Source organism: Streptomyces sp. NPDC002845 (assembly GCF_053591955.1).
Map to the genome: position 1 here is coordinate 1 of NZ_JBSFUU010000145.1, position 12,733 is coordinate 12,733.

General features: G+C 67.0%; 12 protein-coding genes and 1 pseudogene. 12 read left to right on the plus strand and 1 reads right to left on the minus strand.

What is annotated here, in order from left to right:
- Window positions 1-310: 310 nt before the first annotated feature.
- The 9 genes from ACWD3C_RS46475 to ACWD3C_RS46515 all read left to right on the plus strand — a co-directional run bounded on the left by ACWD3C_RS46475 (window position 311) and on the right by ACWD3C_RS46515 (window position 10,161).
- On the plus strand, window positions 311-454 hold the full coding sequence (locus ACWD3C_RS46475) for a hypothetical protein (RefSeq protein WP_451154534.1): 144 nt from the start codon (window positions 311-313) through the stop codon (window positions 452-454).
- A 56-nt stretch (window positions 455-510) separates the two neighbouring features.
- Entirely contained in the window at window positions 511-942 is a 432-nt protein-coding gene (locus ACWD3C_RS46480) for a recombinase family protein (protein ID WP_451154554.1), read from the plus strand.
- 531 nt (window positions 943-1,473) lie between these two features.
- The gene (gene ltrA / locus ACWD3C_RS46485; protein ID WP_451154536.1) at window positions 1,474-2,901 is read left to right on the plus strand and encodes a group II intron reverse transcriptase/maturase; all 1,428 of its coding nucleotides are present in this window, start codon (window positions 1,474-1,476) and stop codon (window positions 2,899-2,901) included.
- A 147-nt stretch (window positions 2,902-3,048) separates the two neighbouring features.
- Entirely contained in the window at window positions 3,049-4,770 is a 1,722-nt protein-coding gene (locus ACWD3C_RS46490; RefSeq protein ID WP_451154538.1) for a recombinase family protein, read from the plus strand.
- A gap of 33 nt (window positions 4,771-4,803) precedes the next feature.
- The gene (locus ACWD3C_RS46495) at window positions 4,804-4,983 is read left to right on the plus strand and encodes a hypothetical protein (RefSeq protein WP_451154540.1); all 180 of its coding nucleotides are present in this window, start codon (window positions 4,804-4,806) and stop codon (window positions 4,981-4,983) included.
- 366 nt (window positions 4,984-5,349) lie between these two features.
- Window positions 5,350-6,813 (plus strand): cutinase family protein, encoded by a 1,464-nt coding sequence (locus tag ACWD3C_RS46500; protein ID WP_451154542.1) that lies wholly within the window; start codon window positions 5,350-5,352, stop codon window positions 6,811-6,813.
- Window positions 6,814-7,064: 251 nt separating this feature from the next.
- The gene (locus ACWD3C_RS46505) at window positions 7,065-8,132 is read left to right on the plus strand and encodes a tyrosine-type recombinase/integrase (protein WP_451154544.1); all 1,068 of its coding nucleotides are present in this window, start codon (window positions 7,065-7,067) and stop codon (window positions 8,130-8,132) included.
- A gap of 108 nt (window positions 8,133-8,240) precedes the next feature.
- On the plus strand, window positions 8,241-9,458 hold the full coding sequence (locus ACWD3C_RS46510) for a hypothetical protein (RefSeq protein WP_451154546.1): 1,218 nt from the start codon (window positions 8,241-8,243) through the stop codon (window positions 9,456-9,458).
- A gap of 46 nt (window positions 9,459-9,504) precedes the next feature.
- A complete protein-coding gene (locus ACWD3C_RS46515; protein WP_451154548.1) occupies window positions 9,505-10,161 on the plus strand; it encodes a hypothetical protein in 657 nt (218 codons plus the stop codon).
- 508 nt (window positions 10,162-10,669) lie between these two features.
- Here ACWD3C_RS46515 and ACWD3C_RS46520 read toward each other — a convergent pair.
- A complete protein-coding gene (locus tag ACWD3C_RS46520) occupies window positions 10,670-11,104 on the minus strand; it encodes a hypothetical protein (protein ID WP_451154550.1) in 435 nt (144 codons plus the stop codon).
- Between the two features lie 425 nt (window positions 11,105-11,529).
- Between ACWD3C_RS46520 and ACWD3C_RS46525 the strand changes: the two are divergent.
- The 3 genes and pseudogenes from ACWD3C_RS46525 to ACWD3C_RS46535 form a co-directional block, all read left to right on the plus strand.
- A pseudogene (locus tag ACWD3C_RS46525) lies at window positions 11,530-12,141 on the plus strand (transposase); the annotation flags it as partial.
- Window positions 12,138-12,278, plus strand: a complete 141-nt coding sequence (locus tag ACWD3C_RS46530) for a hypothetical protein (protein WP_451154552.1) — start codon at window positions 12,138-12,140, stop codon at window positions 12,276-12,278. The pseudogene ACWD3C_RS46525 and the gene ACWD3C_RS46530, both read left to right, overlap by 4 nt.
- A 135-nt stretch (window positions 12,279-12,413) precedes the next feature.
- Entirely contained in the window at window positions 12,414-12,560 is a 147-nt protein-coding gene (locus ACWD3C_RS46535) for a hypothetical protein (protein WP_389535068.1), read from the plus strand.
- Window positions 12,561-12,733: the final 173 nt, after the last annotated feature.

Sequence of the window (12,733 nt, forward strand, 5' to 3'; positions counted from 1 at the left end):
AGAACCGATACCGGCCCGCCCTCAGCGAGGCCCCGACCGGCACGCCCACCCCTAATACGTCGGCACGGCCACCCCGATTACATCGGCACCCCGTTCGTGGGCACTGGGCAATTGAGATGCGTTGTTCAGACTGCACCTATGGGTACACAACAGGAAGAGACGCAGGGGCTGTTGGTGGACCGGGCAGGTCTGCTGCGGGTCGTGACGGCGGTGCGACGGCTTCGGACGGCGTCCGTCCATGCTGAGGGGGGTGAGGCCGCGTGCAGCGAGGTGACGCGGGCGACGGCCCCAGATCGAGGACCTGGCGGCGGTGCGGGAGGAGCTGCCGCCGGCCCGTCGGCGGGCGGCGGTGTACTGGCTGGCGGTGATGCTGCGCCGCAGCCAGACCGCCGAGGGGCGGGAGGCGGACGTGGTTCCGCTCGCGGAGACGGGCGGTGAGTCATGGCCGCGGTAATGCCGTGGGAGCACTCGGGAAGCAAGATCACCAGTCGGCATCGTGAGCGGTTGGCCGTGGTCTATGTCCGCCAGTCCACGCGGCAGCAGGTGGAGGGGCATCAGGAGTCGACGCGTCTGCAGTACGCGCTGGTCGACCGGGCGGTGACGCTGGGCTGGGAGGCGTCCAGGGTCCTGGTCATCGATGACGATCTGGGCAAGTCCGGGGCCCGTGCGGAGCATCGGACAGGTTTCCAGCGGCTGGTCGCGGAGATCTCGCTCGGTCATGTCGGTCTGGTGCTGGGCACCGAGATGTCGCGTCTGGCACGCTCGGGGAAGGACTGGTATCAGCTGCTGGAGCTGTCGGCGCTCGGGGGCGCACTGCTGGCCGACACGGACGGCGTCTACGACCCGAGCGAGTACAACGACCGCCTGGTGCGCCACGAAGTTCTGTGTGACCGAGTGGAGGTGAAAGACCGCCACCGCCGGGCCGTCGCAGCGGTCCGGTAGAAGTTGGGGGCAGCCTGATCCGGGGGACGCCGGGGAGGGTGGAGAGCAGCCCCGACAACGACGGGACGCGTCGGCACTGCCAGACGGCGCGGGTCCGGCAAGCGAAGGCCAGAAGGTGTACGTGAGGAACCTGCGGTTAAAGCTCCGTAAGCGTTGTACCGGCTCCAACCTGGTGGATCTGGGCCGGGATGCAGTACGCGGCCGCTCCAAGTCTGAGCGGCCGACTCCGAAGCCCGTCAAGACGGCGGGTGGGGAGACCGTGCCGAAGAACTGCGGCGTAGGCACGGTGAGGCTGCCGGGGCAGAGTAGGGCACCCATCCTGGCCGATCGGCACACAGGGAACGTGGGAACCATCCGAGACCGCCCACGCACCGGCCTTCCAGGCCGGGAGCGGGGGCAGGCCCGTCGCCGGCTGATGGTCTTGTGGTGGAGCGGAGGCCCCGTAGTAGTCGGAGCGCGCGAGAGGCGCGTACGTGGCGAAGGGGGCCAGCAAGTCAGCAGGGAGGATGCTGGAATGCCAGGAGGACGTTGGTGAATACCGACGAGCTGGAGGACGCCGCGTATGTGGCGGAGCGCCGGGTACTGAAGATCCAGTCCAAGCTGCACCGTTGGGCGGCGGATCCTCTCCGCCGATTTGATGATCTCTATAACCTCGTCTGTGACCCGGCCTTCCTGCTCACAGGGTGGATGCGGGTGCGGAGCAACAAGGGTGCGCGCACGGCCGGAGTGGACGGCGAGACTGCCCACTATGTTGAGGACGTGCGCGGGCTGGACAGCTTCCTTGCGGAGCTGAGAGCGGATTTGAAAGTCCGCACGTTCCAGCCCCTGCCGGTCCGACGACGTGGGATTCCCAAGGCGGGCGGCAAGGTCCGCTACCTGGGGATCAACACGATCCGGGACCGGGTCGTCCAGGCGTCCTTGAAGCTGGTCCTGGAGCCGATCTTTGAGGCGGATTTCCTCCCGTGTTCCTACGGGTTCCGTCCCAGGCGCCGGGCCCACGACGCGATTGCCGAGAGCCGCCATCTGGCCTCGCACTCCTATGAGTGGGTGGTTGAGGGCGACATCGAAGGCTGCTTCGACAACATCGGGCATGCTCCCGTTCTCGAACGGATGCGCGCCCGGATCGGAGACAGACGCGTTATGGCCCTGGTGAAGGCGTTCCTCAAGGCCGGGATCCTCACCGAGGAATCCGGGCTGAAGGAGTCCCGGGCCGGTGCCCCGCAAGGCGGGATCTTGTCGCCCGTGATCGCCAATATCGCACTGTCCGTGCTGGACGAGGCGATCGCGGCGGGACCGGGCGGACCGAACACCACCCCGGGCCGACGGGCCCACCGGCGTGCGATGGGGAAGCCCAACTACCGGATTTGTAGGTACGCGGACGACTTTCTCGTGCTCGTCGCCGGGACCCGCGAGGATGCCCAGCGCATCCGGCACTGGGTGGCCTCGGTACTCTCCCCGATGGGCCTGCGCCTCTCGTTGGAGAAGACGAAGATCACGCACATCGACGAGGGCCTGGACTTTCTCGGCTGGCGCCTCCAGCGTCACCGGAAGAAGGGCACCATCGACCGGTGCTACGTCTACACCTACCCGTCCAAGAAGGCCCTCGGGTCCGTCAAGGACAAGGTGCGAGACCTGTGCCGGATGGACATCAACCTGCCGCTGGAAGTCCTGTTGCACCGTCTGAACCGGGTGCTCAAGGGCTGGACCGCCTACTTCCGCTTCGGCATCTCGCACGCCACCTTCCATTACCTGCGTGCCTTCGTCTGGCAACGGGTCATCGGGTGGCTGCGTCGCAAGTACCGCCGGAGCAACTGGAAGGAACTGCGCCGCCGCAACTGCGACGGACGCTGGTGGCCCACCACGGATGAGGTGACCTTGTTCGACCCCGCGAAGGTGCGGACCATCCGCTACTCATACCGGGGCACGAAGATCCCCTCCCCATGGCCCAGCACGGCCTGAGAAACCAACGTCCAACCGGGGCTTGTGGAGCGCCCGTTGCTCGGGAACGGGCACGGCGGGTGCGGAGGGCGGTCCGGGGAAACGGGCTGGCCGCAAGGCCAGTACCGCGCCCCGGGCCGACCCTACTTGTTGGGGTTGAAGGGCACGATGTCCGAGGCCGAGCTGTATCTGATCAATCAGCGGATGCGCGCGGGGCGGGTGAACAAGGCCCGCCGGGGCGAGCTGGCGATCTCCCTGCCGATCGGGTATTTGCGGCGCCCGTCCGGCGAAGCCGTGCTCGATCCCGACGAACAGGTCCAGCACGTGGTGCGGCTGGTGTTCGCCAAGTTCGCCGAACTGGGCTCGATCCAGGGGGTGGTGCGGTTCCTGGTGGAGAACGGCATCGCGATGGGGGTGCGGCAGCGCTCCGGCCCGGACAAGGGCGAGATCGTGTGGAAGCGTCCGGCTCGGGCGACGGTCACCTGCATGCTCAACAGCCCGATCTACGCCGGCGTCTATGTCTACGGGCGGCGTCCGCTGGACCCGTCCGGTCCACGTGACGGCCGTGGTGGTGCCCGCAGGCGGACCGCCCGCCGGGAGGACTGTCTGGCATGGATCGAGGACGCGCTGCCCGCCTACATCACGCTGACCCAGTACGAGGCCAACCTTCAGCGGCTGAAGGCCAACCGCCCGTATGGAGACGTTCCCCGCTCGGTGCGTTACGGGCCGGCGTTGCTGGCCGGGCTGCTGCGCTGCGGCTGCTGCGGGCGGCGCATGAGCGTCGGCTACCACGTCGATGCCGGCAAGCCGCGCATCAGCTACAACTGCTTTGGCGCCCGCTCGGAGTGGGGCGGCCCGCACTGCCAGCACGTCGTCGGACGCTGCCTGGACCCCTTCGTCGCCGAACAGGTTCTTGCCGTCCTCGCACCGGACGCGGTCGAGGTCCACCTCCAGGCCGCGCAGCAGGCCCTGGCCGACCGCGCGGCCGTGGAGAAAGTCTGGCAGCAGCGCCTGGAGCGGGCTCAGCACGACGTGGACCGGGCACGACGCTCCTACCGCCTCGCCGAACCCGAGAACCGCCTGGTCACACGCCAACTCGAACGCGAATGGGAACACGCCCTGTCCGCCCGGCGCGACCTGGTCGAGGAATGGGAACGCTTCCAGCGCCGCACCCCCGAGCCGTTCACCCGCCAGGACCAGGATGACGTCCGGCAGGCCACCGCCGAGTTGCCACACCTGTGGCAGGCCCCCGGCGTCACCCACGCCGACCGCAAGGAAGTCGTCCGCGCGGTACTCGACGAGATCACCGTCACCGTCCGCGGGCACAGCGAACTGGTCGACCTCCAGCTCCACTGGGCGGGAGGCCGCACCACCACAGCCGTCGTGCGCCGCCCCATCCAGTACTTCGAGCACCTCAGCTACTACCCGGAGCTGGAGCGACGGGTCCTGGAACTCGCCGACGCCGGCCTGAGCAGCGTAAAGATCGCAGACCGGCTCAACCGAGACGGCTTCCGCTCGGCACGCGGCGACGATCCCATCCGCCGACGCGTCGTCGTGCAGATCCTTCAGCGCAACGGACGGCCCCTCCCGGCCCAGACCAAGCCACTGCCGGTGCACCCGGCCGAAGCACCCCGCGAGAACGAGTGGTGGCTCGCAGACCTCGCCGCCCACCTCGGCTGCACCACCGGAACCGTCCGCAAGTGGCTGGGCGACGGACACCTCACAGGCCGCCAGGAGACACGCCACCCACACCGCTGGATCCTCCGGGCCACACCCGACACGATCACCCAGCTCGAAGAACGCCTTGCCAAGGCACGAGGACGCACCACCCGCGTTCATCCCCGCTTCGCCGACGACCTCAGCGACGACACACCGGCGCAGCCTGCTTGACGCATCGAGAATCGTGAGCACCATGTCAGGGATGTGACGTTCGGGGAGGACGCCTCGCGGGTGCGGACCAGCAACGTACCCCGGGCGATGGCTTCCCTGCGGAACCTGGCCATCGGCGCGCTCCGCCTGGCCGGATGGGACAACATCGCCGAGGGCCTGCGCCATCACGGGCGGGACATGACCCGGCCCCCGGCCGCCCTCGGACTCACGTGATCGACGAGGCGGTAGGGCGGCTGCGGATGGCCGCATGATGGCGGCTGCCCGGTGATGTCGAGGAAGTCCGCGACGGGGCTGATGACTCTGTGGGCTTCGTAGGCCCCTGGGCGGCAAACGCCTCGGCGCTGAGATCCCGCCTGAATGCCGCGCTTAATCACCCCACTGGCGTATCAGCAGGCGCTGTTTGCACCTGAGACCACATAGCGTCCCATCGCAGTGGGGGCCATCTAGTTTCAGCGGAAGGTGGATCGTATGCGCCGAATACCGGCTCGTCATCCCGCTCCGTCAGCGGACACCACCGTGTCGCGCAAACCGGCGACACTCGCCAAACCCTCTGCCCGTCGAAGGGCCCGGGCTGGCCTGATGACCCTGACCATCGCCATCGCCATCGTGGCCCAAACCTCGCCCGTTGCTGCGGCACCGCACCTCGTTCCGGGCCCTATCGGTGGTGGGACAGCAGAGGCCACCGACACCACGCACACCGACGTGCTTCCTTGCACGCCGTGGGCTTTCATCGGCGTACGCGGCGTTGTCGGGCCTGTTCCTGATCTCGACGACCCGGACAACAAGTCGGTCCCCTTCATCAACGAAAACGTGCTGCCAGAACTGCGGGATGCCGTCGGTGACGGAGAGCTCAGCGTCGGTTGGGTGGACTACACCCCGTCAACGTTCCAGAAGGCGTTTCTGGACCCCAGGACGCGAACAGCGCTGGATGCAGCCAGGGCTGAAGCTGAGAGGGCTGAAGATGCGGGGGAACCGGAGAGTACGGAGGATGTGCTGCCCACGGGCCCCAATGCACTCCCGGCTGACCTCCAGAAAACCCAGGAGGAGGGCGTCGCAGAGGCCGTCAAGCAGATCCGGTTGCAGGCCACGGCCGAGGGATGCCAGAACCAGCGGTTCATCCTGGCGGGCTACTCCGAGGGGGCCTGGGTGCTGGGCGAAGCATTGAAGCAACTTGGTCCGCTCTACGACCGGATCGACGAGGTTCTGCTGTTCGGTGACCCCAGGTTCGACAGCAGGTCTCCCGCCGCGCGCAGGCCAGCTGGACAGGAAGGCCCTCGGAAGGCCCTTGGCATCGCAGCCCGGGCGCGGGCAAGCGATGAGCCATACCTGCCCGAGGCGTTGGAGGATCGTGCCCAGTCGTACTGCTACGGCGGCCCGGACCTAGTCGACCCCGTCTGCGCAACTCCAGGCGGTCGGCCCGGCCAGAAGGCATCCGCGCCGAGCGAACCCGTCACCAACGCGGACTGGGCAGATGCGCTGGAGACATGCAGGCCGACGAGTGTCGTCGCGCTCCCGGCTGCGTGGCTCAACTGCGGGCACAGGAAGTACACCGGTGTGTACGCCGTTCAGTACACCGACGAGTTCGCCTTCGAACTCGTAGACGGCACTCCGACCCGCCGACGGGTCAGCAGGTCGGAGAGCCGGACCGTAACGGTCAGCTCGACGAAGCAGGGCTGGCGCGACACCGGACTTTCCCTGGACAAGGACCAGACGGCAACCATCACCCACAACTCGGGGAACTGGACGGTTGACTCCCGCCTCCATGGCCGTGTCGGACCCCAGGGTTACTCCCCGGAGGATGACGCCGACATCGCCCCCGGGTGCAAATTCGACGACAGCGAACCGTACGGCGCGCTCCTGGGCGCTGTCGGTCCCTCCCCGGCCAGCCTCGGTACTCCCTCGGCGGTGACCTGGCACGATGGAGACGGCGAGTTCAAGGCCGAGAACGCCGGGAAGCTCTTCCTCCGCATCAACGATGAAGACCGCTGTCTTGAAGACAACGGCGGCCTCATCACAGTAAAGGTGACGATCACCAACAGGTGATGCCATCACCGGCGAGCCGCGTACCGCAGCGCGCTCACCAGCGTGCGGTGGTGGCCAACCACCATCGCACGCTGGGCACATGGATCAGCGGACGCCAGGACTGCTGCAGTAAATGCCGGATTTACTGCGGCAGTGCCGATACGGTCTCCTCGGCACCCCACCCATGGCCTCGCGTGTTCGATCGAGCATGATCACGGGCGGCTGGGGTGAGGTGTACGCATTTACTGCGGCAGAGTCGGAGGGGCGGATAGGTGACGATCGAACGGGCGGCCGTGCCGGAGAACGGGGGCGCGTTGCGGGTGCCGCACGCCCGGGTCGTGCCGCTGTCCGCCCCGCCGCCGTCGTACGCTGCGGCGGTCGAGCGGTACCTCACCGGGGCAGGCATCACGAGGTCCTCCGCACGGATCTACCGGATCTCGCTCACCACCTGGGGGTGGATGCTGCACGGCGAGCCAGCACCGACCGGACCGGCCCGCCGCGGCGCGAAGCCCGCGCCGTTCGCACTGGCCGCCGTCGACGACCCGAACCTGCCACCGGTGTTGGCGGAACTCGCCGCTGCGCGGGCGGACGAGCTGGACGCCGACACCGTCAACCGCGAACTGTCCATCGCGCGGAAGGCGATCGGCTGGTGGCAGACCCAGGGGTGGATAGAGGCCGACCCCACGATCGGGATCGAGCGCCGCCCGGCCCCGCCGGACCGTACGAAAGCACTGTCCAAGCCGCAGATCACCGCCTTGTGGCAACTGGACGTGGCTGTACGGGAGAAGACGTTCTGGAAGCTCCTCTACGAGAGCGCGGCCAGAGCAGACGAGATCCTGTGCCTGAACATCGAGGAGCTGTTCCCCGCCGACAAGCGCGGCCGCGTCGTCTCCAAGGGCGGCGCGGTTGAGTGGATTCACTGGCAGTCCGGCACCGCCCAGCTCCTGCCCCGCCTCATCGCCGGCCGCACGCACGGCCCGCTCTTCCTCACCGACCGCAAAGCCCCAGCCCGCACCCCGAACCTGGACATCTGCCCGGTCACCGGCCGGGCAAGACTGTCCTACCGCCGTGCCGAAGAGATCTTCGAGGAGAGCACCCGGCTGCTGGCCAACCCCCTCGCCAGCCCCGAGGAATCCGACGACCTGGACGGCTGGACACTCCACCGGCTCCGCCACAGTGCTCTGACACACGACGCTGAGGACGGCACATCCACTCCGATGCTGCTGGCACGCTCCCGGCACGCCTCCGTCCGCTCTCTGGAGCGGTACGCCCGCCCCGGCGTCGACGCAGTCGCCCAGCACGTCGCCGAGCGCGACCCGGCGGCCCGCCGCCGACGGTGAACCCCACCACCAACCGGCGGGTTACTTGTCATCTGGTGCCTGAGTAACACGGAGGCGATTAGGCTCTGTCCAGCAGAACCTCATGAGCCGCTCCGGAGGGTGCCAAGAGTGAGTGAGAGTGCCCGGCCGCAGCCACACGGCGGAGACGGCGGCCGACTGCCGACACAGATGTGGCGGCCGGAGAAGCGGCGCGCCTTCCTCGGCAGGTTCGCCCCGGCCTTCTATGACGAGGCGAACCCCCATCAGGTGGACGGGCACGACCGCCCCAACGTGGTGCTGGAGAACGCCGTCGGGCTCATGCTGTGCTACGACGAGCTGTGGTTCCTCAGCCGCGACCTGTGCCCTGCGGACATGCAGGAACTGGACTTCGTCCGGTTCGTGTCCGACGACGCGGAGCTGTCGAAGACCGCTCGTGAGGTGTTCCGCGCGCGCCAGGAGGACCTGCGCCGCGAGTTCGCGGAGTGGAGTGATGACACGCGCCGACCACACCTGCGGGAGGCAGCGATAGCCGGGGACCTCGGCAGGTTCTCTGACTGGGAGGCATCCCGGAATCGGCAAGGAGACGCGCAGTACCGAGGGCAGTCGCAACGCCATCGGTATCTGCGGGATCACCTGACGGCGGCCATGAACCGCGCTGGATACACCACGTCACTGCGGCCCCGCATCGATTACGACGCGATCGCACAGCACGTACAGGCACCCGGCGACCAGCTTTCGACAGCGGCACAAACCCTGCTCAAGAGTCGGGAACTGGCAGACCTCGACCAGATCGCCGAGTGGTCCGTTACCGACGCCCTTCATCTCGGCCCCATGGACTGCATCGTCAACACTGGCTCAGCGATCTTGCTGGCTCCTCAGGAGGACGACCCGGACGACGACGTGCAGTTCGAGACGCACAAGATCGAGGCCATCGAGAAGATCCTCCACCTGCGCAGCACGGACACTCTCACCCCGCGCGGCGTCTATGACGACTGCATCGCCGACCTCCGCAAGGACCAGCGGGTCAAGGACCTGCGGCAGTTTCTGGCGGGCCGCCCGTCCCCGGACGGCTCGGCCGCCACGCTGGCCGCAGAAGTCGAGAGGGTCATCGACGCCCACCAGCGCGAGGCGCTCCGGCGGATGCACCGGCCGGCGAAACTGCGGACCGTCGCGAGCATGGCTCTGGGAGCAGTCAACCAGGTGTTCCCGGGGCTCGGATTGCTCGGCGCCATGGTGAACGCCGACCGGATCATCTCGGACTTCAAGTTCAAAGGGGACAGCCGATGGGCGGCGTTCGTCGTCGACGCCCGTTCCCGGCAGAACCCCGGGCAGGAAGACAGGATCTGACGGCGACGCTGACATGATTAGCGACGAACTGAAAGGCGGAGTCCGGATGAGTGGTGCGTTGCTCGCTGCGGCCGAGACCGATCCCTGGGCATCCGGCTGGGACATGCTCGTCGCCCTCGGCACACTCGGCCTGGCCGTGGGGACCGTACTCCTCGCCGCCTTCACGTTCGCGCTCGCCCTCCGAACACACGCTCTCGCACGCGACAGCGAGGCAACCCTGCGCAGTCAGTGGCGGCCGGTCCTGGTACCGGCCGCCCACAAGCCGGAGGAGGGAGTCATGACCACCCCGCAGATCAGGCCCCTGACGTACAACCCGAACGAGCAGATCCTGACTGTACGCATCCACAACGCAGGGACCGGCCCGGCTCTGTACGTGCGCGCACACCTGGAGCGCCCCGATCAGCCGGGCGGCATCAGCCCGCGCAACTGGTCGCGGGCGGCCCTCGCCCCTGGCGAAGCAGCAGACCTCGTGTTCGAGAACGCATCCTTCGCTCAGCGCGCCCAACTCCTCCTCGATTACCGGGACCTGGCCGGTCACCAGTACGGCACGGCGTGCACGATCGAACGGGTCAACCTTGAACCGCGCATGTATGACGTCCTGGTCGAGGACCACTCGGTGACCACGCTGGGCGACGCGGTGTACCCGCAAGAAGGTCTGCGGGACGCCAGGCTCCTGGCCTCGGCTGGACGCAGCCGGATGTAGTTGGCTCAGGGACCCAATTTAGCGGGTACCGGCGGCAATAATCAGCGCGACTACCTCTGCCAGCAGCAGAAAAGCCCCGATTTTAAGGTACCTAGACCGTTGGGTCAAGGCGTTCTCATTGCTGTGCTCTCCCTCAATGAGAATCTCTACGGCTTCCTCGTATATAGCATCTTCGCTGTGCCCTAGGCGGCGCAGTCTCATGATGTCGACGGCGTCAGGAGCGGAGTACCATGCCTGAACGGGCCATAGCACGGCTGCGGAAGCAACGCCGACTCCGACCAGCGTCCCAAGCAATACCCATGGAGCCCAGGAAGGCAATGGGTTGACGGAGGAAAATCCGATACCTGTGGAGAGCGTCGCAAGTAGGGCAGCGACCGAGAACATAGCGGTAGCGCGATTCCTGAAGCCGGTCAGGTTGTCAGTTTGTGCCGTGAGTTGTGTGCACAGGGCCTGGTATGCAAGGCCCAGTCTCGGGTCTGGCATTTCGTCTCCTGTGCTGAGGGAAAGGCTAATGCCTTTCTACCGGGACGTGAGTACCAGCCACGAGGCCCTCAAGGTGGTCTCCAGGGAACGTGACTCTCCGTGCCTGCGTTCGATAGGTTGCTTTGCTGGCCGCGGGAAATACCCCATGGAGTGATTTCGGTAGTTCGACTTCATGCCGCCGATAAACTTCCCTTACCCGCGTCGAAGAAACGACTATGCTGCCGCCATATCTAAGGGCGGAGTTGCCAAGCTTCTCGATCTCCACCTTTGCTTTGATCTCGTTTCCGCTGAGAGTTGCGGTAGCGGTTGGTACAATCCCGTAACCGGCCGATCCTGGAAGTTTCACCTTGACCAGTATGGCGATCGAATTTGCCACGTCACGATAGAGGTCAACCACCTCTCCGGCGTAATTTCCATTGAGGTCGACGACTCTCGCCCCAATTAGAGTGTCCGCCGCCATATTGGGGCCATTTCCGCTTCTTCCTCCCCTATGAAACCGAGGCCATCTTGCCATTTCAGCCTCCCGGTCGTCGGTAGAGAGTCACGTCCATAAGGGTGCGTATGGGTAAGCCCTATTCCATAGCAGCACACTCATCCGATTGGTGCATCTGGGGGGATTTGTTGCCTACTGGACCATTCACGTCAACGTACAGTGGGCGCTCTAACTAACCCGCCGACCGCCCGGTCACCCTGGGGCCGCAACCGTCTCGCCCTCGGGAGTGCGCGGCCCGCCACGCCTCCGTCCGCTCCCTGGAGCGGTACGCCCGCCCCGGCGTCGACACTGTCGCCCGGCACGTCGGCGAACGCGACCCCGCCTCCCGCCGACGAAGCTGACGCGTTCAGACACTGCCACGGCACGTTTCCGGCGTATTCCGGTTGGACCCCTACTACTTCTACCTCTGGCGCGACGAGGGCACCGACCAGGACGTTCACGACCTGCTGCGCTGGCAGCTGCGGGAGAAGCGAAAGCGTTTAGCCGACCCGAGCCTGGTGGTCCTGGACACGCAGAGCATCCACGCTTCCGTCGGGGTCCCGGCCACGACGACGGGCCGGGATGCCGCGAAAAGGGTGCCGGGCAGGAAGAGATGCCTGGCCGTGGACGTGCTGGGCCTCGTCATCGACTGCGTCGTCCTGCCCGCCTCCGCACACGAGAACACCGCCGGCATCGCCCTGCTGGACCATGTCGCCGGGCAGTGCGACACGGTGAAGAAGGCCCTGGTCGACCAGGGCTTCAAGAAGAAGGTCGTCGAGCACGGCAGACACGTGGGCATCGACGTCGAGATCGTCGAGCGCAACCCGGACGACAAGGGCTTCGTTCCGCAGGCCAAGCGGTGGATCGTGGAGCAGACGAACGGGATCCTGATGTTCTACCGCCGTCTCGTACGCGACTACGAACACCGGCCCGCCTCCTCCCGCTCCCGCGTCCTGTGGGCGATGACCTCCGTCATGAGCCGCCGCCTCACCCGAGCCACCACCGCCGCCTGGAGGACCGCATGAGCGAGAACCCCCAGGTCAAAGCCATCCTGGAACACATCGAGACCCGCGAGCGTGAACTGGCTGACCAGGCCGGGCAGTTCCGGGCCCGCATCGAGGAACTCACCCGGCAACTCGGCGAACTCGACGCGGAGAGCTAGAACCTGCGCATCACCCGCAAGACCCTCCTCGCCCTCCCGCTGCCCTCACCCGCCACCGGTCCGGACCGCCCCGACATCCCGGACCACCCCGCCTACCGGCAGATCCTCACCGCCCTGGCCGACGCGGGCCGGCCGATGCGCGCCCGCGACCTCTGCCAGGCCCTCGACCTGCCGATCCTCCCGAAGAACACCGAAGGCATCCGCTCCAAACTGAAACGCCTGGTCAGCCGGGGCATCCTCATCGAACCCGAACCCGGCCTGTTCGCCCGCCCCGACGCCTGAGGGCCACCCCCCACCCGCGACCAGGGATCCTTCCCCAACCTCAACCACGAAACGGACAAGTGCCCACATCCCGCACTCTCAGGACGCCCTCCTGCCCACCGGCAGTGGCAGCGGCACCCCCGAGGACGCCCTCGACACCGCCTGCCACCTTCACCTCACCGGCCTCGGCACCT

What these genes read in the sequence shown, in the direction of transcription:
- ACWD3C_RS46490 (WP_451154538.1), top strand. Translation starts at nt 3,049, where the DNA reads ATGTCCGAGGCCGAGCTGTATCTGATCAATCAGCGGATGCGCGCGGGG.
- ACWD3C_RS46500 (WP_451154542.1), top strand. Translation starts at nt 5,350, where the DNA reads ATGACCCTGACCATCGCCATCGCCATCGTGGCCCAAACCTCGCCCGTT.
- ACWD3C_RS46515 (WP_451154548.1), top strand. Translation starts at nt 9,505, where the DNA reads ATGAGTGGTGCGTTGCTCGCTGCGGCCGAGACCGATCCCTGGGCATCC.
- ACWD3C_RS46520 (WP_451154550.1), bottom strand. Translation starts at nt 11,104, where the DNA reads ATGGCGGCGGACACTCTAATTGGGGCGAGAGTCGTCGACCTCAATGGA.
- ACWD3C_RS46530 (WP_451154552.1), top strand. Translation starts at nt 12,138, where the DNA reads ATGAGCGAGAACCCCCAGGTCAAAGCCATCCTGGAACACATCGAGACC.
- ACWD3C_RS46535 (WP_389535068.1), top strand. Translation starts at nt 12,414, where the DNA reads ATGCGCGCCCGCGACCTCTGCCAGGCCCTCGACCTGCCGATCCTCCCG.